This is a genomic window from Shewanella sp. MBTL60-007 (assembly GCF_019654915.1).
In the GTDB taxonomy this organism is placed as follows: domain Bacteria; phylum Pseudomonadota; class Gammaproteobacteria; order Enterobacterales; family Shewanellaceae; genus Shewanella.
This window is the reverse complement of the sequence record NZ_BPET01000008.1, coordinates 90,433-115,012: the sequence shown is the minus strand read 5'-3', so window position 1 is coordinate 115,012 and position 24,580 is coordinate 90,433. Positions and strand designations below refer to the sequence as shown.

The following is a 24,580-nucleotide window of genomic DNA, read 5'->3' as shown; positions in this document are numbered from 1 at the left end:
TGTAGATGCTAAAGCCAGAAGTGATTATCTTTAACCGAATAATCAACAATTTAAAAAAACTCCTCCAGCAGACATCCGTAAGAATTAAAAGATATTATTTTAATATAAAGATTAAGTAACTTAACTTCGCCAACAGCTTTAACCATAAAAGTGTCAACTTTAAAAAACAAAAAAATCTGCAGCACTGGAGACAGCATAAACTCATATTAAACTCCTTAATCGTTTTTTAATTTTTCTTAACCCGACAAAGGTTGATCCAATCGCTTTTTAGTCGCTAAGTTATGTACTGAGCCTATCGAGTCGGACTTACTATTCAGTACGGCTCTATCTGATAATAAAAGGCACCCCTCGGTTGTACTTGCGTGTAAGTTTGCAAGTGGGTCTTAAAGAATAGTACTAAACCATTAGACCAACTAGAAGCGACTGCTTCCCCCATAAGCTGTTTTGTCCTATACCTTCGGCAGCTTATGGGGCGTTTTATTTAAAGAGTCATAATGACAAAATTGTTTATTAATTCACCTTGAAAATAAGTAGATAAATTCGATTTATTTAAAAGATACATCTTATGTTGCCATTTTCTACAGTAACTATTCTATCGCGCTGTGCACAGGACTCCGTTAAATAGGTCCGCTGATCAACAGAGACTATAAAGTAGAGAACCTCTCCTCATTACATACTGAGAAAAACTAAAGGAACTACGCTAAATATCGAAAGTATCAACTCCACAAGAACACAAAAAAATTAGGCGAACATACAGGTTAATAAGGACATCACCATGCCAACAGCCCAAACGAACAAGAATACAACTGATCATAACATTCGTAGCAACTATCAAACCCTCAGCCCTCATAAGCCGAAGCCAAAAGCTCCAAGTCCACAGGCTTCTAAAAGGTGTGCAACTAGACGGGGAATTGAGTGGCATATGGAGCAACGACAATTAAAGCAGGAACTTGAAAAATTCGATATAACCTAGCAAATCCACCGGTTAGACTATTTTACAGAGACTCTTTGTCGCTCAAAGTGACTTTAATGTAGAGCCCAGAGTTTAAACGCATTAATCGCGTAAAATTTAATGTGAAGAACATGCAGGTATGAAATACATTTAAGTGTAAGCCAATTAACACTGGGAAATAGGTGGTGCGATAGAAAGCCCAACTATAGCCCTTGGTAAAAAGCATATTGACCTGAAATCGCTTTTAAAAGGCAATATGGAGCACAAAGAGTACAAAGAGTACAAAGAGTACAAAGAGTAATAATCATTTTAAGCAACAATACTTGAAACAAAAACATTAGAAGCTCAAACAGCAGGAACAAGAACAGCTGCTAAAAAACACTGGAGAAAGCGAGCAACTGGCTGCTTTAGCTGTATTAGCTTCAACCGATTTGCACACCTTCTATCGTTACAGATATCGTTAACACTTTATTTTTAGTCAACACAAGCAAAGGGGTGCAATATAATATGCCCTTGCTTCAAGTCTCGATTAAATTGCTTCATTTCAGCCTTAAACAGCTTGGTCTGATTGATAATATCAACCAACCCTATTGCTTTTTCTGATTCTAGAAATAATGAAATAGGTGATAACTGACGGCCTGAATTACCAAATGCAAAAACAACATGCTCTTGTAGTAAATAGATAAAACCAGCCACTCTGCGCTCTGACTCAAATACAAAACGGCTACCTAACCCGTGCTCGCTTCTCAGTAATTCGAGCAAATTAAATAGTTTATCTGCATCATTAGGGGTTGACTCTCTTTGCACATACAATTGATTCAACTCATTCAACTTGCTCTCTAGACTTTCATTTTCAGAGCGCCCAATAGCGACTAACTTTCTCAACTCATTTTTTATACGCCGGTATGAAGGTAACTTTAGTTTTGGCTTTAAATAGCGAACCAGCAAGCTGTTACGTTGTGCCATTGGAATAAAACGCGAACTTTCATCCGCCGTTAAATAGAGATGAAGCAGCGCAGAACTCACTACGTTTTTCAAAAGTTCATTATAGGATTTTTCAGTCAATACCAACTCCCGCGTGAATATGCACAACAAAAGCGGCTTTGCAGTTTTTTGTGCTTGCATTGGTTGTTATGAAACCCGCGCTGAGACAATATTCTTTTTTGGTTAATCGCCAATTTTCTATCCAAGCTTCTAACCTCCATGCCCGAAACTCCGACATTCTCCCCCCTACTATGGTATTTAATTAAACAACAGCTCACACTCTCGCGAATCAACTGCTATTGTGGCGCTAGTTTGAGCTTTCTACTTCGCTGTAATCGATAGAGATCTCTACACGACGATTATTTGCGCGACCACCTGAAATTTGATTAGTATCAACAGGAGCATGCTCTCCCATACCTTGAATCTTGATGCTGTTAATTACCTTATTACCTTGCTCAAACGCTTTAGTTATCACTTTGGCCACAGCATTCGCTCGGCGATCTGATAACTGCTGATTATACTCGTTGCTACCTATACTGTCGGTGTGACCTATGATGACGATATCTGCTGGCTCATTAGGTAAGTACGATACCCATTGAGTTAGGCTCTGAGGTGCATTTAAAGTGTCACTGTTATAATCAAATTGCTGCAGATATTTGAAATACCTTTCTTCAACTAGAGCTGGCTCATCGACTGATGCTGTAGATACGTGGGTGTCATCTATTAGATTGAGTTCAGTACCAACATTCTCTTCTCTCACTAGCTCTTCTCTCACTTGTTGCTCGGCTGGACGTGCCCAGCTTGGCTGACCAAAACGATAACTCAGCCCTAAGGAAAGAAAGCCTAAATCAGAGTCCATGGTCGCCTTATTACCAATATCGTCAACATACTGATACTCAAGTTGTAAGTTCCAGCGCTTAGCCAAAGGGTAAGTCATTCCCAACGCTAAACTCGGACGCCAGCCGTTATAGCCCGAATGACTCGTTCCATCTTGGCTATGCAATGTTTGTTCAGAATCGATGTAATGGGTGCCAACACGAAAATATGGCGCAAGATGCCATAATTTAGGTAAGGCGAACCTAATGCCTACCTCTGCACCACGTACTTTAACGTCGACATTAGACATAAACTCCGGTGATATCGCCCCCTTAGCTTGAGGAGAGCCATAATCGTTAACAGACAGCTCAACACTAAACAACTGATCAAATGTATAGCCACCAAAAAGGCCATAGCCAAAGGTGGTATCTGAACACGATATTCCCTTGGTGATGCACGTATCCACATAAGACGCTGCGCCGGCTTTAGCACCAAGGTAAAAACCAAGTGATTGTGACTGCTTCAGGTCTGAGGCATGAACCTCTTGTTGTGCGAGATCAGAGGTTTCGCTTGCTACCGTCGTGTGTATGCAGACAATCGACAACAAGCAACTACAAGAGTAAATAGCTGAGCATATGGGGCGGGTATTGGAGGCTCTTTTCATCATATGGCACACAAAATAAGTCAGTTAAGTTTCGTAGATAATCAGTCAACTTGTTCAGTTATTAAACTTAAAACATATTAAAACTTATTAAGACTGCCTAAGCGGGCTTGCAAATAGCTCAAGCTAGTTAAGCTAAAACACCCAATATGCTTAAGATGTATATGATGAAATGTTGCGGAAGTTTGTTCGAGGAAGATGACAGTGGATGACTGGCGCTATTACTGTTTTAAATTACGATCATAAAACAGCACTAACGCCAGCTTGTTTAACTAAAGGTTAGTTTCGGCTAGCAAATAGTTTACTCGCTAACTGCTTAACAGCACTGGAGCAGTCCTGTAAAAAGCTTTGCTTGCTAGGCTCTGGCAACGACTCAATATCAGCTAGCATCTCCAGTAATTGCACCCGTTCATTGGCAGTTAACCAATCTTGCAAATCTGGCAAGCGATTTTCAGTGGCCAACCTGCAAACAAATTGCTGCTGCTCATAACCCTCATGCACCGCAAAATACACTAATGCAGCCTCAGGTACGCCCGCTTTGTCGAGCCAATTAAGTGCCCAGTTTTGCTTAGCCACATCGAGCGCATCGCGTATGTCACTGTCACCGTGACGCTCATTACCAACTTCAGGGTGATGCCAGCGCTCGGCCATGGTGATCTCACCCACTTGCATACGACTAGCCACATACGCCTCTTCCATTGAAGAACGCTCCAACCAATGTAAACCTCGTTTACCAAGTTGCGCTAAAAACAGAACCAAACGCTGGGCCATTTCCGGCGGTAACAGCCAGACAAAGTCTGCTGGTCCCACCTTACTGCGATACATAGGGTAAGGATTCCAGCCCTGCAGCTTTGGTTTATTTAACGCCTGGGGACTTAAGGCCTCTAAGCCCTCACCGCTGATAAGATAAGCCATTATTTTGTCATACAAGTTTTGCGCTGTATCGTCCTCAAAGCCTTCTTTTAAGGTATTAAATAGAGCCAGCTCAAACATAGGTATTATGGGTAACTCAAGCTCTGAATTGAATGCTCTAAGGTGTTGGAAGAATTTTAAAACTTGATCTTCACGACAATACTCAAGCTGGTGTAATAAGGCCTCGAATTGCTTGAGTTGCTGGCGTCCAATCATGCTGGTGTCAGTGGTATCGACAGCTGCATATTGCTCAACTTTGGCAGCGTAACGCTGAGCAAATCGAGCATTGGCCGGGCTATAATCGGCAACTTGCTGATCTGCCATTAATGTGAATGCTTCCAGCATAGGCTCGCTGACGCCAAATTGCTGCAATAAATCAAATAGCGATGCCACTGTATCTTGATCATCAATTGCCGCATACAAGCCATAATTGGCTTTAAACTTGATGATGCGGTTAATCGCTCGCTGCGGCGCGATTGCTAACCACAGCTGCCAATAACGTTTAGCAAGCAAAACAACTGGGCTAGATGAAGTGAGTCGCTCCGAGACACGGCATTGCGTTAACCGGCTTGCACTTTGCAGCAGCAAAATCGTTAACATGCAGCGTTGACCAGCATCATGAGTAAACAAGTTCCAGTACGCTGCTTGTTTCGCGCTAATTTCAGGCCCTGACTTACCACCATCTTTTGCCAAACCGTTACGCACTAGCTCAATCATTTTGGCGTCAAAGTCGGCAGCTGGGTCTTGCTCAACATCGGGCTCTAAACCACAAAGCCACTGGCGCAGAGCCTCATTATCGTCATCGGCAACCCTGCAAAACTTAAGCACAAAATCACTAAGCAGTTTACTTAAGTGTTGTTCAAACCACTGACCAATAACCGTGACCTCATCATCGCTTGGCTCTTGGTGCAGTCGCAGGGCTAAATAAGTACTGCTCCCTAAATGCAGCGGCATAAATGGTAACGCCTCAATAATCTCTTGGCCATCACGATAGCCAAGCTCATCGTTAAGGCGTTCAAGTCGACTTTGGGTAATTAAATCGGTTCTTGGGTTTAGGCAGGAAAAGATCCTACGCCCCATTGCTTCATCCCACTCAATAGCAGGCGCTTCAGGTTCCGGGTCAACAGCAGGCACTTGCTCAATTACTAAAGAGGTTTCTGCCTCGACCTCTTCTGGCTCTCTCCAGGCTTGGTAACTATCCTCCCCATCACGCTGCGCTTCAGCTAGCGTAAAAAAGTCGGACTCATCACGAGTTTCTGTCAGTGTTGCTGCTAAGGCAATCACTTCATCTTCAACTTTGAGGCCACAAATTAGCTGCCGCTTGACTCGCTCGATCCATTCATCAGGCTCATCTTCAAGCTGCCAGCGCTCACACCCCACTGGCCACGCGCCCATAGTGCTGTAATATTCAACTAGCATCTGCGCAAGTGAGCTCGACTCATCCGCAGTCTGCAAAATGGGGGTGGATTGCAGCCGTGCCACTAACTCGCTTTTAAAATATAAATAGTCATCTGCATGGGATTGCAAGTGCGATAGCAAGTCAGCTTGCACCGCATCGTAGTTGATGTCTTCATAAAAATAACGCCGCACTTCAGCGCCGTCGCACCAGACATAAGCTTTAATCAGATCGCGGCTCCAGCCATGCTTACCGACTAAGTCGCTCAGTAAGCAAAGCGGAGCCGTCATGGTTTGCGTATCCCAGTAAGGCACCAAAAATTGCGTGAGCATCCAGCTATAGCTGTTGTCAGTCGCTATCAGCATATACAAGCCCTCAACTGCGAAGACATTGTAATCATCTAGCCAGAGATCGTTAGAATCGTTACGGCTGCGAGAGAAGGCAACTAGAGCCTCAAGGGTTGCAACCACCTCTGGCAGCAGCTCAGGGAATTTCAGCGCCGCGCCGAACAACACTGGCTCTGTAATATAGCTGTGTTGCTCGTCAAAACGGCATGTATTAAGCGCCTGCTCTAGCAAAGGACGATTAGCGCCAGCATCATCTAAACCGAGCGTCGAGCCATCGGCCTTAACAAACTGCACATTGAGCAACAGGTTCATGGTCAAGCGAAATGCAGAACCATCGCTAATTCGCTGCCGATATTCGGCTAGCGCATTGGTAATGCTTGCGGGAGAACAGGGATCGACAACGATAGAGACATGCTTATCAAACTGAGCCATACAACGTCCTTGGCGGTGGAATAGAATAAGAAAACAAATAGATAGCGGGAAAGAAGAGTACTCCCCCGCGCAGAAAAATGCGAATCAAAATGATGGGATATGCGCTGGTGTCACAGTTCAGTGTTACTGCTTCGAGCTTAGCTTTAAAAAGGTCGTGAACACTTATCTTGTGCCCGCCCAAGCGCTCCAAGCTGTTACTGGAATAAAACGCACACCTTGAAGATTCTGCGCCATTAACGTATCGACTATTGATTTGTGCACCACAGTTACCGGACTATGGCCGACTTTAAACATCAACCTATCGCTTAGATTGATATTGGCCAACTCATTTGACAGTAAGAATCTATCAACGCCTTTGATACTGCCTCTTCTTATAGTCACTTTTGACTTTTTATCATCAATGAGTGAAATAAAGTTGATGACTTTTAACAGGTAAAATTTTTCAGGTTTCTGGTCAATCTTGGCAGGTATAAATTGCACGTAGTCTAAGTCAAATGGACGCAACAAAGCGTACAGTTTTTCACTCAGCAGATACTTAGGTGAGTAGTAGACATCAGGTATGAGATCACAGTCACCTTGAGTCGTTATCCTGTACGCTAAAGCCTCATCGACAGACAGCAATTCTCTTTTATTTTGAACGGTTTCTGTAAATTCATTAGCTGCATCAAGTAAGCCAAACTGACAGTCTTCTGTCCAAACGTAATATTCTTGGTTAATCATTAATTGCTTTTTCCAGTTAGACTACGTCTAACAACTTTGCGTTTGAGCAATCAAGCGATGCTTGACCTTATACCTTATAGTTAGACTTCGTCTAACAATTAAAGTCGTGAGCTTCCAGCTCACACTCGGCCAAGAGGGGATCAACAGCAATCCCCTCTTGGCCATTTCTTTCACAAAGAGTCCCCTGCCGCCCCCGACGAAGTTACATGCATTAGATACGGGCCTCATACTCCAATAAAAATCGCCTAACGCTTCCGATGGGGCATCTGATGTGAATGGATTCACAAATGCCGTGATGGCATGGATGCCAGAGAACAGGCATGTCCCGCCGAGCCTGAACCATCATCCATGATGGTTCCACGGCATTATTTGCAATAAAGAGTTATCTGCGTACTTCGGCAACTTCGATGGGGAATTAGGTGTTTTCTGCTCGTTTTGAGTGTTGAGTAAGCCCATCGTACTCGGGCTGACTCTGACCCCACTTTTATGCGGGCTGACTCTGACCCCACTTTTATGACCCCACTTTTACTTTTACGGGCATAACCACCTCCTACTTCAGCAATAACTAAAGCTGAGTAAGAGGCACTACAAAACATGCCGTTTATTGTGGGTGTCTATGGCTAGCCGTGTTGGGCTGTTATCTTACTAAGGCAACTACAAGTGCTAAGGCAAAGATACAAACCGGAATCATCATCATTTTCCATGGCTTCCAAGCAGCTTGGCTTTGATAATTTAAGGTTTCTGCTAGCGTCTTAAGTAGCTTAGCCTCTCTCATGCGGCTTGCTTTTAACTCACGTTCAAGCTCATCTACTTTATTTTGCTTTCCACACATTTTATTGCGCCTTTAGATTAGTGGCCTTGACTGAACACACAGCATTAACGATGGGTGTCTGTGATGGTTTCTTACTATCGCCTCACATTCGCTATCCCTAGTTCACCTGAGGCTACCTCGGCATCCATGCCTCGCTCACGCGATTTGTCTTCAATGACCTCTGCAGCTCCGATGGGGAATTGCTGTTTTCTGTAAGCTTTATATGCAAGATAAGTCCAAAGTAATTATCTTACTCTTACTCTTACTCTGACGAATCCCCAGCCTTCCTACACACTATCACTTACGGAAAAAGCTTTAGGTGCCGAAAGTTGAGCTCCAGTCTTGTCGTAAGCTAAGAACTTAAAAGAAGATTTATTTTTAAGCCCTTTTATTTCTGACTCGACGACATTTTCCATTTCAGTTTGAACATTGGCATGTACTTTAAACATTTCTTCATTAGTTTCTTTTATCGTTTTCTCTAGAGCTTCCATAGCTGTACCTAACACAGGAATCTTTGATAACTCTCCCCACATGTAATTTTGGAGAAAAGTAATTAAAAACTCCCAAGCACCATTTATGGAAAAATAGGAACCATCTTTATTTTTCTTCAGGGTCGCGATTACTTTACCTAAACCTTTAATCATCACTAAGCTATCCAGCTCACCACTAACTTGAATTTCTTCTAAAATTCTAACTATGTCATTAAATAACTCAGGTAAACGACTTTCTGCTTTGTAATGTTCAAATATTGAATCAAAATCAAATGCAGTTTCACTTGGGTTTTCAAAAACCCATTTATGGCTTTTGATCTGATTTATGTTCTTAATCAAATGCTCCATTAGCTGAGCTTGCTTCCAATGCGTCCCTTGGAAGTATTGAAGCCCTTGAATTAAGCTAGGTAACCATTGAGGTGAGTCTTGTTTAGAAATTGATGCTTTTAGGTCATTTGCTTTAGTTAAAGCTTGGTTTCCCTTGCTCTTTTTTCCCTCAAGATTCTCTCCAACAAGTGCTACCACTAGCTCATCAAGTGTTTTTATCAATTCTTGGTGTTTTTCAGTAACGAAACGCATATGAAACTGAACACTTTCATTAGTAGTCAATGTGTAACTCCTGTTGCACTAACAACTTACTGATTAGCAGCAATAACATTATTATCAGTGCGCCTTGATAAGACGAAGAACCTATCATAACTCATTGTTTTAAAGGGCAACACAAAAACAAAAAGGGTATTATTTATACAGCATTATGTACTTTTTATAGCAACTAATTTGGCGATAACCGCGGTGGAATGCTGGCCTCACATAAAATACCATTCCCCATCGAAGTTGCCGTAATACGGAAATGAAAATGACGTAGAACCATCATCAATGATGGTTCTGGCTCGGCCAGATAAGTGGCTAAACCACGCTCTTCATCAAGCGCAGCTTGATTGCACATATCGACAAAGCTCCACTGTGGAGCGACACAGCAAAACCAAGGGTACAAAAAAGCCCACGGTTATGTGGGCTTTCAAAGTGGGAGGCAGTCCCATGATATTAACCGTTAGACGCAGTCTAACAACTCAGCTCAGCTCGATATGAGCCCAGATATCGACCTAAATATCGAACCTCTCATAATGGTACCAAGCCGTAACTTGCCCAAAAAGCGGGGTAATCCAAACCGCAGTTTTGTGATCTTGGTGAATTCGAATGTAATACACTTCTTCATCTTGAATATCACGCTTGCGTAAATCACGATAAAAACGTACCGCCGAGTCATTGAGCTTATCCGGCTTAATCAAGTCTTTCTGCTCAATATTCACTTTAAAAATATCCGCTTCTAAACCGCCTATCGTCCCCGAGTACTGCTTGAACTTACCCCGGGTCTTGTACTTAATCGGTGTAGTTAGACAGTCTTGGTCGGTAATACAGGTCGATGAATGAAATTCACCGGTGTCTGACGAGTCATAGATCAGCGACATGTTGATATCGGCACGGATCAGCAGTTCACCCTTTACAGGGAAATACACATCAGCCTGATAATTGTGCTCAAGCAATTCGCCATTGGTATTAGTACTCTCTGGCAGCATCACTCGGTTATAACGAATGCGCTGCTCCATGGCACTGGAAAGATCGACAAACTCTTGCAGATTAAGCTCTGCAGGTTCTGAATCCACCGAGGTCAAGTTAATCAATCCCTTACCCGCACATTGCTGTTTATCTGTACCAGGGCAAAGCGCCATCGAGTAGTTAACACCATCGGTTGCAGCAAAGGCATTGAAATCATCATGGCAACTTAAGAAGCTAGTATCCGGTATAAGATGCTTTTCCCACATAAAGGGGTGTAGGTGCGGGGCATCGTCCTTATACAGCAGTTGAGCATCGCCCTTTAAACCGCCAACTTGTAGTTCAAATTGCTCATTGCTATCCCAACGCGCGAGGTTCTGTTTAGCCTTATGGTAATCACTGCAATACCAAGCGAGTACGATTAGCATCAATGCGATGACGATACCGGAAATTTTAACCAACAGTGATACATCGACAATCGCGGCGCGCATCGATTCGGCGTCATTAACCGCTAACATCTTTACATGGGATTGAGTCGAGATATGCAACTGATAACCACGGCGAGCGATGGTTTTTAGTTGTACCTCACGGTAAGCGTCAAGCTTCTTACGCAAGGTGCTAATGCACTGAGTGAGTGAGGTCACAGCAACAACGCGATCGGGCCATCCTGCACTAAGTAGCTCCTCTTTGGAGCAAACCGGCTTAGAAGATAGCAGAAGACGATGCAGTACTGCCGACTCGGAGAAGGTTAACACCACCTTCTTACCACTCACATGATCAACCAACTGGTGAGCTTCTGTATCTAACTCCAAATAAGGAGTGATTTTTAACACAACTAACCTCGACTACTTATTATGCGCAACTGGTTTATGAATGTTTAAATTTTACAACTAAGTGCTTAAGTAGAATGTGATTATTGGCCCAAAACGGCCGCCATTGCGCGGCCAATCATCGCCAGTGTTCACAGATTTAGAATTTAGTGATATTACTCATTTAGTTGTAGAACATTTTCAGCCCTCGTAACGAGTTTATCTCGGCTGGTTCAAAGCGGCTTACGCTTAAAAATTCGATGTGAGATAAACGTCAAAGAGGTTATCCATAATAGGAATAAGCCGTACATCGCCGATAAGCCCCAATCTGTGGTCGCTATCATCGCCAAGCTGCCTGTGGCCCCTTCTCCCTCTATTGCCACTAGATTGATCGCACGATAGAGATCCGTCGGACTCATGGCGATCAGAATATTAATCAAGAATTGATTGGCGAAGGAGAAATCTGATACCAACAAGGTCAGAAGCAACAGATCATAGATCAGCACAAACAGAAACCACAGCAGCAATAAACAACCGATCGCCTTAGCTTTCTCGGTGCATTTTAAGCTGACAATGTAACTCAACAGAATAAAGGTAAGAGCCAACAAGTTACTGCTAAGCACGAACTGCATAAATGCCGCCACTAATTCGCCACCATCGTACTGCTCCCCAACGAGTAGCAGTAGCGCCGCCGTCAATCCAAAGGCTACACCTGTTGCGGTTAACATCACAGTGATGTGGCCGAGTAGCTTACCGAAGATAATCTGTGATCGCGTCAATGGGTACGACAGTAGTAACAGTAAGGTGCCCGCTTCTTCCTCGCCTACAAAACTGTCGTAGCACAGCAAAATCGCCGCCAGCGGAATGATAAACACCGAGATGGTGGATAGGCTGCTCATTAGACTATCAAGCTCTGGTAGATACAGGCTACCCGTCACCGCACTGCCGGCGAAGCTAACACTCAAAGAGAGCAGTAGAAAAATACTTCCCATAAAGGTAAGCCAACGATTACGAGAGCTATCACAGATCTCTTTATAGGCAATAATCAAAATCGGGGATTTAAGTCTATTCATCTGCATTCTATGACTGCTCAACCGAGGAGCGTAAAGTTTGCCCCATTAAATCGTGGTAAATATCTTCGAGCCTTGGCTCTTTAATTTCAAAATCAAATACTTGGCATTGAGTAACTAGGTGCTGAACCACTTCACTCTTTTGTGAGGTAGCGATCTGTAACAAGCCATCTTGGTAAAACTGTTGCAGATAAGCATTGCTCTTCACCCGCTCACTAAGTTCACTGAAATCGATACAGGTCTTAAGCGTGCAGGCACTTCTCAACTCAGCGCAGGAGCCTAGGGCGAGACGCTTACCTTTAGCCATGATCAAGGCGCGATCCAGATGGGACTCAGCCAGAGACAGCTCATGAGTTGAGATCACCACAGCGCAGCCCGCCTGCTTTAACTGATTAATTTTACCGTAGAGGAACTGAGATGCCTGAGGATCTAGCCCGACGGTAGGCTCATCAAGTAACAGCACCTTAGGCTCTGACAAAATCGCTTGGGCCACCCCTAGTCGCTGCTTCATCCCTTTAGAATAGGTTTTTAGCTGTCGATGCTGGGCATATTCGAGACCAAACTCTTCGATAAGTGACGCGACACGCTGCTGGCTCACGCCTTTCAACGCCGCAAAATAGCGTAACACTTCATACCCTGTCAGCTTGTCGTAGAAACTTGCATCTTCAGGCAGGTAACCGAGACACACACTATTGCGAGCCTGACTGGCCTGAGCGTTCTGCCCCAATATATTCACCGAGCCCCTTGTTGGCTGGATCAAACCTAAGATGATTTTAATCAGGCTAGACTTGCCGGCACCATTGTGACCGAGCAAGGCTAATGTCTGACCCGCCTCAACGTCAAAGCTGACACCATCGAGTGCGGTAAAATCGTTATATTTAAGGCTAACATCGGTTAGCTGTATTGCGAGTTCTGACATTGTATTCTCATGATTACCCCCAGGGATTTGGGTCGCAGCGTTCATCGAAGGCGCCCCCCATCGACGCTGTCCATGCTTAGCAGCGGAAAGCTATCGACAATCCCGGTAGCGGGACCGAATTCAAACTGTCCTTGCACCCAACGAAGCAGCGCAACCACAGGGCTGTTCATCAAGAAGCGTGCCTCGGGATAGAGCCAAAAAAGTTTATCTAGGTTATCGTTAGGTCGATAAGGTTTATCGGCGATACCGTCATGGTTTGCATCCCAACCCATATGGCCGCTCCAGTAATTGCCACGGCCTTGATGACTCCACTCCAAAAGAGAGTCGCCCACGTATTTCACTTGGGTCTTGTTATTAACAAACTGATTGCCGTAAATCTTATTCTTCTCACCGCCCATGGCCATGTAGATGCCGATATCACTAGTAGCAAACAGGTTATAACTCACTTCATTATCGCGGGCGCCGTAGATAAAAATCCCTTTGCCCTCATTGCCGAGCTCTGCGGTTCCCTGAGGATTATGGCCCAGCGACAGGCGGTTATTACTGACGATACAGTGGTTACTGATATTAAGTAGCACGCCAAAATCTAAGGTATTGGAAGCCTGATTTTGATGAAGATTGACAAACTCTGAGCTCATGATGGCGTAACCACCATCGACGTTATCCACCTGATTGCCATAGGCTTCATCGTGCTTGGTATACATGTAGTGAATACCATACTGTGCAGAGTGAAAGCGGTTATCAAACACGAGACTGTTGGTGCTAGTTTCAAGATAAACACCATCTCTAACATGTGAAATTTGGTTGTCGTGCACAACAGGGGCGTCAACGCCTTTAAGGTAAACACCGTCTCCCCGATCAAGCTTATACAGCTCTGGATTACCTGAGATAATATTGTTTACAACCCTGATATGGCTTGAATTCTCTGCATAAATACCAAAGCCACTACCACTAAGACGGCTAGACTCAATACGCACTCGGTCTGCCTTATCTTGCAACAATATGCCGGAGTCAAGTTCATAGAGGTCGCCACCCCAGTTTTGGATCTGTAGCTTAGAAATGGTCACATCTGATACATAAACGGTAATCGCGCTCCCGATACCGCCTGCATCAATAATCGCGCCTTTTTCCCCCGTTAGGGTAATAGGCTGATGGATGGCAAAATGGCCCGAATATACTCCCGCTTTCAAGGTGAGTGTATCACCCGCTTTTACGCTCTTAAGTTGCTGCTTAAGGCCTTCAGCGTTAGCCACCGAGTAGCTCTCAGCGATGGCAATCGGGCAAATAAACAGACAGAAGCAAGTGCTAAGACAGAGCTGTTTCGCCGCCTTTATCAAACTGTTCTGCACCTGCTCTGAACTAAGATTAATCATGAGTTTCTTCATACTTTAGTATGCGACAAAAGTAAGTAACGACTTACTGTTCACCTGCTAACAGGGCAATATCAATCTTTTCATAAGGTAATACGGCGCCGCCAAACTCTTCGGCAAATTTAACCGCATCTTCTTGATTCTTAAAGCTAGCAACCGCAGGCCCCATCACGGCTTTTTTAATCGTACCGTAGACATACCAAGCCTGAGTGGCCTCGGTGAAAGCTTCATCTTTTGGATGCTCCCAATCTGTCGCAGCGACGTCATGGACAAATAGCGCCTCAATTTGACGTTTGTTTTCTGGCTGCAGCGCGAAGTTAAACATGTCGCGAGTCGAGCAGAACTTAGGCACGACACTCTGCCCTTTTAGGTGTACTTGCCCTTTAGGACCTGGATACTTGGTGATCATCATGCCGCACAGGTGGCAACGGTCATGTTCATGAATGGCCTCAGCCGTGTATTGCTTGGCATCGGTATTGCTGTCGCCGCATGCTCCGAGCAAAGGTAAAAGGAATAACAAACAGATTAGCTTTTTCATTTTCTCTCCAAGTTCCACTATGCTTTCAGGCTAGCCCTTCGATAGCCTTGCAGGGGCGACACTCGAAGGGCAAGCTTACTCACAGCTAGCGCAATTAATTGCTATAAAGCTAAAGCGAATAGTTCATCAAGCGCCCATAGGGAAAGCCCTTAACGAACCTATGCCTCAACACCACAATTAAACCTTGCTAGCACTATTAGTATTGAGTCTTTGGTCACTCCACCGCTAAGGCATAACCTCAGCGATTGGGGAGGAGTCACCGCAGACTCACTACTTTTACACATTGGACTAATCGACAGTTCTGTTAACTTAGGGGGCGTTAATAGCTTATCGATAACTCCAACTAGATGGCATTTAACTGACCAGCGTAAATGATGAATAAACGCAGGCACATCATGCCAACTACTGCACACATACCAGACATGAAAAACGCTTTAGCCGAATGGCTGAACGCTTTACCGGTGGCGAAGTTAAGCAGTAGTGGACCAACAAAACCAATACCCACAACACCTATCCAGAACACATTGGCCCAAACACCGGTATGGAACCCAGCGAATGCAGCTTGTGCACCTGCATTGCCTGTTGCCAAAGACATGATAATCATGAATAGGAACAGGGCTTCTGCCGCCATTACTGGCCACTCTAGGCCGTGTAATGTATGCATATCTTTGCTGTGTAGGTCTTCTTTAAATACTGATACTGCAATCATTTTTGCAGCTGCAGCACCGGCAGATAAACCTGACGCAACAAATAGCGCAGGCAATACTGAGGTATTGATAATAGGGAAGCGAATTAACGCAGAGATCAAGAAGCCGGTGTAAGCACACACTGACATAGCAAGTACCAGTACTAGCTTTTCAGATGGCGAGCGAATACCGCGTAACTTGTCGATAATTGGCAACAAGAAATGCAACGACTTGTATGCTTTGATCTCTTCTTCTAGTGCGAACAGTGTCACCAACGCTACCAAAGGAATGTATGCAGACAGGGCGATAACACCCACAGACATCACTGAGTTTAGGTTGTAGAACACCAAGATTCGCCAGAAGAACAGTGGGTTTGTTAAGTCTAGAACTAGACAGATCATACCCAGTGCAATCGTCACTAATGAAACTAAAGACGCCGCCTTAAGGAAAGGCGTGTTTTCAGTTTGCTTTTTATAAAAACGAATGAACAGCGCTACCGCTAGTGCACCACCAGAGATACCAGCAAAGAACAGGTAAACCGCAATCGGCCAAGGCCAAGCGATGCCTTGTGAAAGGCCCATTGTAAATTCAATATTACCGTCCATGACTATACTCCTAGCTTCACAATAGGGATGTAACGCAGGCTAGGTTCAGTACCGAAGCCCGGCTTAATACGTACCGAGTCCTTAACTGCTAATAGCTTACTCACATATGAAGTTGGATCGTTTGCATCGCCAAAGATCAACGCGTCGTAACGGCACTGCTGAACACAAGCTGGTAACTCGCCAATAGCAAGCTTGCTGTTTAGGCAGAAGTCACAGTTGTCGGCTACGTCAGTTTCTTTATTGATAAAACGTGCATCGTAAGGGCAAGCACCGATACAGTATTTACAACCAGCACATTTCGCAGCATCCATAGTCACAATGCCAGTCTTCTCATCGCGATGTGCAGCGCCTGTTGGGCAAACTGTTACGCAAGGAGCATTCTTACATTGCTGACATGAAACACGCACAAACTTACGCTGACAACCACAGTCAGTTGTTTTACCGCAGTGTGGACAAGGTTGACCTTCAACGGCGCTTGATTGCTCTTCCATTAACAGGCGAGATTTACCTTCTGGCAAGTGGTTAGCCTTGTTACAGGCCTCCTTACACTCGCCACAACCAACACATTTGTTTTGGTCGAAAACCATTACATAGTGCGGCTTGTTGGTATCTTCCTTGTCTTTGACCGAGCTACACCCAAGCGGTGCCAATATCAAAGAGCTGGCTCCTAGACCTTTAAGGAACCTCCGTCTCTCTATATTTTCACTCACAGCATCCTCCGATTATCGGTATTAAACCGACACGTTATTTTTTTAATTTAATATTTTTCTAGCGTCTATTTAGGCGTTAATGAGTTAGTCGAAACCAACTTGCGTGAGTTTTTGCTTAGACTTTTCAATTGCAAAATTAATAGCGTCACGATTAAACACTTGAACCTTATTGGTTAACACAATATTCCAGTTATCTATCGCCTTCTGGTAGTTACCATTGAGGTATGCATCATTGGCGATGAGTAAGCGGGTATTGAGCTCTTCGTGATGCAGAGTTAGCGCCCTCGCGATCACTAAAGAGGTGTCCATGTTGATTACCCGACCATCTCGGTAGTACATGGATGATGCTTTTAACCCTAAGGCCTCAGTGTTCTCGCTGTTAATCACCAGCAATTGATCTAAGGTTTCGATCGCATCTTTATATAAGCCACCATCGATATACGATTGGGCTAAGCCTAATAACACCAGTGGATCATCAGGATTCTTTTCGGCGAGTTTCTGCCCCTTGTTTATATCGGCAACCAGCAGATAATCGACATTGTAGTCAGCCATGGCCGAGTCCAAGTCTTGATATCTGCCTAACGTCAGATAGAGAAAAACAGAAACGCTAATTAGAAATAAGCTAATGAATCCAAAAGGGTAATTATTGTTTGAGTTCACATCATTTGCGGCGATGCAACTATTAGAGTCAAAACTGTTCCCAATCTCATTCTGCAAGTCTTGGATCTTGGTGCCATATCTAAAATGATGGCAAAAAAGAAATGCCGACGAACAAAATAAAATAATTGAGATACTTATAAGCAAGGTATTCATTTTGACTCTATATCAATAATTAATATCAAATTTATTTGTGTGGATTGGCGCCCATCATGCCGCCCATCATGCCGCCCATACCCATGCCACTTAGACCCATGCCGTGAGAGTTCTCACCAGGCTCTTCAACTTTGACCAATTCCACTTCAAATACCAAAGTAGATTGAGGTTGAATCATGCCAACAACACGTTCACCGTATGCAAGTGCAGGCGGAACTGTTAACTTAAATTTTGACCCTTCCGGCATTAAGGCAAGACCTTCTTGCCAGCCTTCAATAACGGTAACTAATGAGAAACGGTTCGGTTCGTTACGGTCGTAAGTGCTGTCAAACTCTGTGCCATCAATCAAGCTGCCTTTGTAGTGCACGGTGACAACATCATTGCCCTGTGGCATCTTGCCTTCACCCATAGTTAGCACTTCATATTGCAAACCAGACTCCGTCTGCTTTACTTGACTGTTTTTGCGGTTTTCAGCCATGAAAGCTTCACCTGCAGCTAAGTTTTTAGCTGTCAGTGCATCTAACTTGACCTGCCTAGCCGCATTTAGCGTTTCAGCACGTTGGTTCAGGTAGGTCACGATCTCTTCTTTAGACATTTTGGTTTCGTCCTTTAAAGCATCGAGCAAACCACCAACCAGCACATCCATATTCACTTCAGCGCCTAGCTGAGTTTGGCCATAAATCTGACTAGAAATATGATGACCAAATGAAGCACCAATACTGTACGATTCCTTTTCAACGTCAGTAGTCAGGTCGCTATTAGCAAAACACGCCACTGATACTGACATGGTTAGACAAGACACAACGGCCAATACACTCTTTTTAAGCTTTTTCATACAATCAATCTCACTAAAAAATAAATTTACATAATCCGTTATGGCTTTTCTGTTACTCGATTCGATAAACGCCATCCATAGATCCCATCAGGCATCTGACGAACTTGGGTATACCCCAGCTTCATCACGTGTCGAGCAGCAATTTCACTGGCATTACAAAGACGGTTTGCGCAGTAGAAAATCATCTGTGCGTCTTTGTTTTTCGGCAGCAAGTCTTTCCAATTTTTTACGTTGAAATAAACAGCGCCTGGAATGAATCCTTCTGCCCATAATTCCAATGTGTTGACATCGAAGAAGTAGACTCCCTCTTTGCCCACTAAGGTTTCTGCTTCCATCATGGTGATTGTATTTAACGGCTCATCATAATATTTAGCAGGGCCCATCTCTTGACCACCACCGGCATAACTCCCCGCCGATAGCATTGACAAAAAGACGGTGAAAACGACACTTCCCAGTACTCTATTCATAGTTTCTCTCTTAGTTACCTCAACCTAAGCGCACCTAGGTTGAGGCAGGTATTAACTCAATTACATCTTTTTAGCGCTGTAACCAACACCGTCTAGAATGTTCTGAGCTTGGGTAACATAAGTTAGGGCTGCGTCTAGACGCTTCTGGCTGTAACGGAAGCCATGAACACCCCATGAACCATCTTTCTTGATTAGATCGATAGTTTCTTGTGCTTTCTCAGCTAGCATTAGGACTTCAGTCTTGTCTGCAGTAGACAGCTTAGTCACTTCTAGTAGCGTATCGATGCGCTCAAGAGCTTGTTCAACTTGTGCGTACACCTCTTTAACTGGTGTTTGCATCTTCATCACTTCGCCGTAGATCTCTAGCTGGTCGTTGTAGTGCATGCCAGTTTCTAGTTCAGACTGGAATGGGCTGTGACAACCCTTGTTATCCACAACGTCTTTGTCAGAGATAGCTGTACGAGCACATGACCACATTAAGTCTAAGTAGTTGTGACCTTCTTCGTTCTTAGCAACAGTCCAGCCTTTAACGCCTGAATCACGTGGCTGACCAGCAGGTGGGTTCAGAGTCTTACGCTCTGGGTCGATATCGATCTTCCACATGTGTGAACGACGTACGGCATCGAAACCTGCGTTGTCTGGGAACTGAATCGCAGCGAAGTTTTCACAGCTACCCATGTTAGGCATGTGACAGCTTTGACAAGTTTGGTTGCTGTGCGTGTCCGTGTTGTCAGCGATCATTGCTTGCGCTTCGTGACAGTCAACACAGTCTTTCTTCAACATTGGCTTAGAGAAACCAGATAGGAAGTCGCCATCAGTCACTTCGTGTGGATCGTGACAGGTAGTACAACGCATGCCTTTCTCGTAGTGAGCAGAAGCAAACATCTGTGAACCTTCAGTACCACAAGATGGACAAGCAGACTTCATGTATACGCCGAATGCGTATTCCATCTTCTCTTGTGCCTGTTCAGTATCTGCTAGCTCATCAACGAAGAAGAAGCGCTGGTGACAACGTTCACAGTTAGACTGCATGCCGCCAGTACCGCCATCTAAGTGACCGCCCGCGCCATGACACTCTTCACAAGAGATACCCTTAGAGATAGTGTGCTCTTGAAGCTTCTTAGCATCGCCAAGTGCATCGAAGAACTCTTGCTTGTTTTGGAAGTCAAACTTGTAGGTATGACACATTTCACAGTAAGAGCTACCAGGTTGGAATAGCATCTCTTTCTCGTACTTAGCACCGTATGAGGTCATACCCCACTGGTGAGAACCTGTACCGCCAAATTCTTCTAGCGTTGTTGGGAACTCAGGGATAGCCTTGTTAATCTTCTTAGCCATCTCTGGTGTTAGCCATTCAGCCCAACCACGAGAGAACTGGTTAGCACCGGCAACCATCTTACCTGTGCCTTCAGATAGTAGACCGTCACGCACGTGGTAAGTACCACGAACTAGCCATGAGTCTAAGAAACCATACTTAGTACGTGGCGTACCGATGATTGCGTATACGTCGTTAGCACGAATACCATCTGGTAGCATAGAAGCATCACTACCGTATAGTTTTGCGTTCAAGTCGCCGTTTGGAACTTCTTTATCTGTAATTTCGCTTGGGAAACGAACTACGTTTGCGTGACGCGAACGTTGCCATTTCTCGAACTGAGTCGCGTGACACTCACCACACTTCTCTGGACCTACGAAGTTGTTTGGGAAATCCAATGTCGATTTAGCACCTAAACGGTACTGAACCGCGCTTGGGCGACCCACACGCTTACTGTATGCCTGGCTTCCGCCAGTATCTAAATATTCTTCACCACGGTCACTAATATGGTAATCACCAATTAAGTTGCCTTCCTCTTGATATTTGAACATTGGATGGTTTTGAAATAAGAAATCAAATAGCTCATCTTCTTGAACAATATAATCGTGCAGTGATTTAACACCTGTCACTCTTTCAGTACCTGCATAGTTTGCAATTGCATTTTTAGCAGACTCACCCATTTCAGGAACGCTATTGTACTTGCCACCAGCGGCATTTGCAGCACCAACAGCGCCGAAACAAAACAGCACACTTGCGGCTGCTTTAAGTTTCCAACTTTTCATCATCACTCCTAGTTATAACCTAGTTATAGTATTTTCATCATCATTCAACTAAGGCACTCTCTTGTTTAGCTGAACCACTTAACAATTGAGTTGAGGCTATTTTCCACATCTTTTTTGCGAAAAATATGCGTCACCGCAAAAAATGAGATCTAGGAAAATACAGATAGTAAAAAATCGCTAAAAATAAAGCTAAAACAAAAACTTACAACAGTGTACAGCACAGGTTTTTCACTTGTAATTGTTTTTTTTGATATCTAAAAGCTTCTAAAAAAACGCTGTTTACATATGAAAAAATATCAGATTAGAGATGGGGTTTGATAAAGGCTAGAGAGGTCACAAAACACTTCACTAATATAACCTACCCTAAGCCAAACGAGTAAGACTCGGCTTAAATAGAATGGCTAAAAATAAAGATAATTTAAAAGAGTGTTAATTGATAACAACTTTATTGACCGATCACTTAATGCGCAGTTATTTATAAAGCCAAATAATCACCAAGGTTTAAAAGTAAATTATATTTACACAACATTTTCTTAGAACATAGAGAATTTAATAAGATGATTCCAGAACTCGGACTTATTTTTCTAATTATTAGTACGGTGGCAGCCTTAATGCTGTCATTTATTCCGCTCTATGCTTCTTATACTAAAAATAGTTATCTGTTTAGCTATGTAAAGCCGCTCACTGCGTTAATGACGGTCACCATTAGTGCCGCTATTTTATGTCTATTGATATCGTTTCTTGTCAACGACTTCTCGGTGGCTTATGTTGCCAACCACTCCAACACTCAGTTAGCCACTTTGTATAAGGTAGCGGCGGTCTGGGGCAGCCATGAAGGCTCTATGCTATTTTGGGTGGTCGCAATCGCGATTTGGGGCTGCTTAATTGTATTCTCATCACGCTATCAGGATCCGTTATTTATTGGACGCATGATTGCTATATTGGCGTTTGTGATTGCCGGCTTTAACCTGTTCATGCTGTTTACCTCGAATCCATTTGCCCGCTTGCTGCCCAACTTCCCCATTGAAGGGCGCGACCTTAACCCTATTTTGCAAGACATAGGTCTTATCTTCCATCCGCCTATGTTGTTCCTCGGCTACGTCGGCTTGACGATCACCTTCGCGGCAGCCATTGCCGCGCTGCTTGGCGGCAAGTTTACCCAGCAACATGCTAGCTATCTACGCCCTTGGGTATTGATGGCGTGGGTATTTCTAACCGGTGGTAATGCCTTTGGTTCATGGTGGGCCTATAACGAACTTGGCTGGGGTGGATGGTGGTTCTGGGATCCCGTTGAAAACGCCTCATTTATCCCTTGGCTAGTGGCAACGGCACTGCTGCACAGCGTGGTACTCAGCCAGCATCGCAGCAGCTTTAAAGTCACCACGTTATTGCTATGCCTGCTAGCCTTCTCCTTAAGCTTGTTAGGTACCTTCTTGGTGCGTTCTGGCATTGTGCAGTCGGTGCACGCCTTTGCGTCTGACCCGACTCGCGGTATGTCAATTCTGTTCCTTTTAGGCGTCTTTGTTTGTGGGGCACTGACCCTGTTTGCCCTCAAAGCGAACTTAATCAAATCAAAGTCAGACTTTGCGCTCGTCTCCCGCGACAGCTTGATTCTGCTAGGTAATATCGTATTAGTAGTGGCGGCGATTTCGGTGCTACTGGGCACCTTTTACCCCTTGCTATTCGAGCTATTAAATCTTGGGACGCTTTCAGTTGGTGCACCTTACTTTAATAGTATGTTTGTGCCGTTAACCTTTATCGCCGTGTTATTAATGGGTGCCGCCCCTTTACTCAAATGGCGGAAGCAATCACTTAAGTCGCTAAAGCCCTTACTGTTTCTATTTGCCGCCGCAGCCGCTATAGGTATTCTCTTTGCGCTGCAAACCCGCGACGGTTTTAACCCTTGGGTATTTATTGGTGCCACGGCTGCAAGCTGGATATTCCTCACCCTTGGCTACTTAGTGTTTAGCTTACGTTCGCAAGGCACTACGAAGATTGCTAAGAAAGGAGCCATGCTGATAGCTCATTTAGGTGTAGCGATAAGTATTATTGGTGCGACCGCTGTGTCTAACTTTGAGTCTCAAGAGCTGCTTAGAATGGGGCCCGGTCAAGGTAAGGTCGTGGCAGGCTACACCTTTGTCTATGAAGATACCGTCGATGTTGATGCCACTAGTTATACCGCTATTCAGGCCAATATTCGTGTCACCGATAGTAATGACAACTTCATCGGCTATATCACGCCCCAGCGCCAAACCTTTAAGACTAACGCTATGGAGACGACTCAAGCGGGTATCATGCGTAATTTGCTCCGCGATCTGTATGTCTCTAGCGGTCAGCAGCTTAGCGAGACTGAGTACCTAGTGCGGATTAGTCACAAACCTTTAGCTTGCTGGATCTGGATTGGTGGCTTAATGATGATGTTCGGTGGCAGTATCGCCGCTTTCTCGGGTCTTTATAGCCTAGGCCGTACACAGGCGAGCTCGCAAGCAATGCAGTACACAGATACAGTCAATACACTCGACGCTAAGGAGCTAGCATGAGCAAAGCATACACATCTACGCTAGCAGGCTTACTGGCAGGCCTAGCCATCTTGCTTTGTATCAGTATCTCTGCACAGGCGGCATCAGATAAAATCCATTACACCCCAGATCAAATTCGTGACTTGGGTTTTGAGATTGCCCATGAGCTACGCTGCCCAATGTCGGTCAATCAGAACCTATTTGACTCAGGCGCGCCTATCGCCAGTGAGCTAAAAGGACAGATCTTTTTGATGCTAGAGCAAGGTGAGTCTAAGGCTGAGATCATCGATTTTCTGGTGCAGCGCTATGGCGAAAAAATCAGATATCAACCTAGCTTTTCGGCAGCTACCGCCCTGCTATGGTTTGGCCCCATTCTTCTGCTTCTCGGTATTGTTGCCATCGCAGCCGTATTGATCCGAGAACAACGTAAACATCAAGATACTAATGGTAATACCTATGAATAAAACACATTTACTCAGCTGCTTACTGGTTTTCTCGTCTTTACTTATGCCAGCACAAGCCCAAGTGGTCACGAAAAAGGTCTACAACACAGGTAAAGCGATTGAAAAGCCGCTGATCATGTCGCGATTTATCGAGATGCAGTCCGCTCGCGAAGTGCCTGATGTGACCTTTACCGACACTCAAGGTGGCCAGATAAACCTCAAGCAATTTAAGGGCAAATTAGTATTGGTGAACCTGTGGGCGACTTGGTGTGCACCTTGTATTAAAGAGATCCCACAGATGGAAAATATCCGTCAGGTGAACAAAAATAACGACTTGGTTGTTGTGCCTATCTCTATCGATGAAGAGAGTGACAAGGTGCAGGCCTTTCTAGAGCGCCATGAGCTTGGTCATTACCAAACTTGGTTAGATCCAAAGAAAACTATCGATCAGGTGATGCCAGCAGATGTGGTACCAGCCACCTACGTATTTGACGGCTCAGGCAACCTAGTTGGCTTCCTACGTGGTTACCTTGATTGGGGTGACAAAGAAGTGCAGCCGTATCTTGAGAAGCTCACAGCTAAGTATGCGCATCGTTAAGCCTAGGTTCTAGGTTCTAGGTTCT

The 24,580-nt window shown here is 44.5% G+C and carries 22 protein-coding genes; 4 read left to right on the top strand and 18 right to left on the bottom strand.

Annotated elements, in window-relative coordinates; all coding sequences use genetic code 11:
* Window positions 1–775 precede the first annotated feature (775 nt).
* The gene (locus tag K5Q92_RS24520) at window positions 776–973 is read left to right on the top strand and encodes a PA3496 family putative envelope integrity protein (protein ID WP_374758438.1); all 198 of its coding nucleotides are present in this window, start codon (window positions 776–778) and stop codon (window positions 971–973) included.
* Window positions 974–1,426: 453 nt separating this feature from the next.
* Here K5Q92_RS24520 and K5Q92_RS04545 read toward each other — a convergent pair whose 3' ends face one another.
* From K5Q92_RS04545 to K5Q92_RS04460, 18 genes are all read right to left on the bottom strand, one after another.
* Entirely contained in the window at window positions 1,427–2,017 is a 591-nt protein-coding gene (locus tag K5Q92_RS04545; protein WP_220767868.1) for a DUF2913 family protein, read from the bottom strand.
* Window positions 2,018–2,243: 226 nt separating this feature from the next.
* Entirely contained in the window at window positions 2,244–3,419 is a 1,176-nt protein-coding gene (locus K5Q92_RS04540; RefSeq protein ID WP_220767867.1) for an outer membrane beta-barrel protein, read from the bottom strand.
* Between the two features lie 273 nt (window positions 3,420–3,692).
* The gene (locus K5Q92_RS04535) at window positions 3,693–6,500 is read right to left on the bottom strand and encodes a hypothetical protein (RefSeq protein WP_220767866.1); all 2,808 of its coding nucleotides are present in this window, start codon (window positions 6,498–6,500) and stop codon (window positions 3,693–3,695) included.
* A 162-nt stretch (window positions 6,501–6,662) separates the two neighbouring features.
* Window positions 6,663–7,220, bottom strand: a complete 558-nt coding sequence (locus K5Q92_RS04530; protein WP_220767865.1) for an imm11 family protein — start codon at window positions 7,218–7,220, stop codon at window positions 6,663–6,665.
* Window positions 7,221–7,857: 637 nt separating this feature from the next.
* The gene (locus K5Q92_RS04525; RefSeq protein ID WP_220767864.1) at window positions 7,858–8,052 is read right to left on the bottom strand and encodes a hypothetical protein; all 195 of its coding nucleotides are present in this window, start codon (window positions 8,050–8,052) and stop codon (window positions 7,858–7,860) included.
* A gap of 266 nt (window positions 8,053–8,318) precedes the next feature.
* A complete protein-coding gene (locus K5Q92_RS04520) occupies window positions 8,319–9,131 on the bottom strand; it encodes a hypothetical protein (RefSeq protein ID WP_259649491.1) in 813 nt (270 codons plus the stop codon).
* A 163-nt stretch (window positions 9,132–9,294) separates the two neighbouring features.
* Window positions 9,295–9,468 carry a hypothetical protein gene (locus K5Q92_RS04515; protein WP_220767863.1) on the bottom strand — a complete coding sequence of 58 codons (174 nt, stop codon included), beginning with the start codon at window positions 9,466–9,468 and terminating at the stop codon, window positions 9,295–9,297.
* 157 nt (window positions 9,469–9,625) lie between these two features.
* The gene (locus K5Q92_RS04510; RefSeq protein ID WP_220767862.1) at window positions 9,626–10,909 is read right to left on the bottom strand and encodes a winged helix-turn-helix domain-containing protein; all 1,284 of its coding nucleotides are present in this window, start codon (window positions 10,907–10,909) and stop codon (window positions 9,626–9,628) included.
* Between the two features lie 209 nt (window positions 10,910–11,118).
* On the bottom strand, window positions 11,119–11,964 hold the full coding sequence (locus K5Q92_RS04505; protein WP_220767861.1) for an ABC transporter permease: 846 nt from the start codon (window positions 11,962–11,964) through the stop codon (window positions 11,119–11,121).
* A gap of 1 nt (window position 11,965) precedes the next feature.
* Window positions 11,966–12,874, bottom strand: coding sequence for an ABC transporter ATP-binding protein (locus K5Q92_RS04500; protein ID WP_259649490.1), 909 nt, complete (start codon window positions 12,872–12,874; stop codon window positions 11,966–11,968).
* A 41-nt stretch (window positions 12,875–12,915) separates the two neighbouring features.
* Entirely contained in the window at window positions 12,916–14,259 is a 1,344-nt protein-coding gene (nosD, locus tag K5Q92_RS04495) for a nitrous oxide reductase family maturation protein NosD (protein WP_220767859.1), read from the bottom strand.
* Between the two features lie 31 nt (window positions 14,260–14,290).
* On the bottom strand, window positions 14,291–14,782 hold the full coding sequence (locus tag K5Q92_RS04490) for a nitrous oxide reductase accessory protein NosL (protein WP_220767858.1): 492 nt from the start codon (window positions 14,780–14,782) through the stop codon (window positions 14,291–14,293).
* Between the two features lie 343 nt (window positions 14,783–15,125).
* Window positions 15,126–16,073, bottom strand: a complete 948-nt coding sequence (nrfD, locus tag K5Q92_RS04485; RefSeq protein WP_220767857.1) for an NrfD/PsrC family molybdoenzyme membrane anchor subunit — start codon at window positions 16,071–16,073, stop codon at window positions 15,126–15,128.
* 2 nt (window positions 16,074–16,075) lie between these two features.
* Window positions 16,076–16,783 (bottom strand): 4Fe-4S dicluster domain-containing protein, encoded by a 708-nt coding sequence (locus K5Q92_RS04480; RefSeq protein ID WP_220767856.1) that lies wholly within the window; start codon window positions 16,781–16,783, stop codon window positions 16,076–16,078.
* Window positions 16,784–16,867: 84 nt separating this feature from the next.
* Window positions 16,868–17,335 (bottom strand): tetratricopeptide repeat protein, encoded by a 468-nt coding sequence (locus K5Q92_RS24190; protein WP_259649488.1) that lies wholly within the window; start codon window positions 17,333–17,335, stop codon window positions 16,868–16,870.
* Between the two features lie 292 nt (window positions 17,336–17,627).
* Window positions 17,628–18,431, bottom strand: coding sequence for an FKBP-type peptidyl-prolyl cis-trans isomerase (locus tag K5Q92_RS04470; RefSeq protein WP_220767854.1), 804 nt, complete (start codon window positions 18,429–18,431; stop codon window positions 17,628–17,630).
* A gap of 38 nt (window positions 18,432–18,469) precedes the next feature.
* Window positions 18,470–18,898: a rhodanese-like domain-containing protein gene (locus K5Q92_RS04465; protein ID WP_220767853.1), complete on the bottom strand. Its 429-nt coding sequence runs from the start codon at window positions 18,896–18,898 to the stop codon at window positions 18,470–18,472.
* A 60-nt stretch (window positions 18,899–18,958) separates the two neighbouring features.
* Window positions 18,959–20,995, bottom strand: coding sequence for a multiheme c-type cytochrome (locus K5Q92_RS04460; RefSeq protein WP_220767852.1), 2,037 nt, complete (start codon window positions 20,993–20,995; stop codon window positions 18,959–18,961).
* Between the two features lie 557 nt (window positions 20,996–21,552).
* Here K5Q92_RS04460 and K5Q92_RS04455 point away from each other — a divergent pair.
* From K5Q92_RS04455 to K5Q92_RS04445, 3 genes are read left to right on the top strand one after another with little or no spacing between them, the layout of a single operon-like run.
* A complete protein-coding gene (locus tag K5Q92_RS04455) occupies window positions 21,553–23,535 on the top strand; it encodes a heme lyase CcmF/NrfE family subunit (RefSeq protein WP_220767851.1) in 1,983 nt (660 codons plus the stop codon).
* A complete protein-coding gene (locus tag K5Q92_RS04450) occupies window positions 23,532–23,978 on the top strand; it encodes a cytochrome c-type biogenesis protein (RefSeq protein WP_220767850.1) in 447 nt (148 codons plus the stop codon). Before K5Q92_RS04455 ends, K5Q92_RS04450 begins: the two co-directional genes overlap by 4 nt.
* Window positions 23,971–24,555, top strand: a complete 585-nt coding sequence (locus K5Q92_RS04445) for a TlpA disulfide reductase family protein (RefSeq protein WP_220767849.1) — start codon at window positions 23,971–23,973, stop codon at window positions 24,553–24,555. Before K5Q92_RS04450 ends, K5Q92_RS04445 begins: the two co-directional genes overlap by 8 nt.
* The last annotated feature ends 25 nt before the right edge of the window (window positions 24,556–24,580 follow it).

Coding starts and splice junctions, on each gene's coding strand:
- K5Q92_RS24520 (WP_374758438.1), top strand. CDS start 776: ATGCCAACAGCCCAAACGAACAAGAATACAACTGATCATAACATTCGT.
- K5Q92_RS04540 (WP_220767867.1), bottom strand. CDS start 3,419: ATGATGAAAAGAGCCTCCAATACCCGCCCCATATGCTCAGCTATTTAC.
- K5Q92_RS04535 (WP_220767866.1), bottom strand. CDS start 6,500: ATGGCTCAGTTTGATAAGCATGTCTCTATCGTTGTCGATCCCTGTTCT.
- K5Q92_RS04530 (WP_220767865.1), bottom strand. CDS start 7,220: ATGATTAACCAAGAATATTACGTTTGGACAGAAGACTGTCAGTTTGGC.
- K5Q92_RS04525 (WP_220767864.1), bottom strand. CDS start 8,052: ATGTGTGGAAAGCAAAATAAAGTAGATGAGCTTGAACGTGAGTTAAAA.
- K5Q92_RS04515 (WP_220767863.1), bottom strand. CDS start 9,468: ATGTGCAATCAAGCTGCGCTTGATGAAGAGCGTGGTTTAGCCACTTAT.
- K5Q92_RS04505 (WP_220767861.1), bottom strand. CDS start 11,964: ATGCAGATGAATAGACTTAAATCCCCGATTTTGATTATTGCCTATAAA.
- K5Q92_RS04500 (WP_259649490.1), bottom strand. CDS start 12,874: ATGTCAGAACTCGCAATACAGCTAACCGATGTTAGCCTTAAATATAAC.
- nosD (WP_220767859.1), bottom strand. CDS start 14,259: ATGAAGAAACTCATGATTAATCTTAGTTCAGAGCAGGTGCAGAACAGT.
- K5Q92_RS04490 (WP_220767858.1), bottom strand. CDS start 14,782: ATGAAAAAGCTAATCTGTTTGTTATTCCTTTTACCTTTGCTCGGAGCA.
- nrfD (WP_220767857.1), bottom strand. CDS start 16,073: ATGGACGGTAATATTGAATTTACAATGGGCCTTTCACAAGGCATCGCT.
- K5Q92_RS24190 (WP_259649488.1), bottom strand. CDS start 17,335: ATGGCTGACTACAATGTCGATTATCTGCTGGTTGCCGATATAAACAAG.
- K5Q92_RS04470 (WP_220767854.1), bottom strand. CDS start 18,431: ATGAAAAAGCTTAAAAAGAGTGTATTGGCCGTTGTGTCTTGTCTAACC.
- K5Q92_RS04465 (WP_220767853.1), bottom strand. CDS start 18,898: ATGAATAGAGTACTGGGAAGTGTCGTTTTCACCGTCTTTTTGTCAATG.
- K5Q92_RS04460 (WP_220767852.1), bottom strand. CDS start 20,995: ATGAAAAGTTGGAAACTTAAAGCAGCCGCAAGTGTGCTGTTTTGTTTC.
- K5Q92_RS04455 (WP_220767851.1), top strand. CDS start 21,553: ATGATTCCAGAACTCGGACTTATTTTTCTAATTATTAGTACGGTGGCA.
- K5Q92_RS04450 (WP_220767850.1), top strand. CDS start 23,532: ATGAGCAAAGCATACACATCTACGCTAGCAGGCTTACTGGCAGGCCTA.
- K5Q92_RS04445 (WP_220767849.1), top strand. CDS start 23,971: ATGAATAAAACACATTTACTCAGCTGCTTACTGGTTTTCTCGTCTTTA.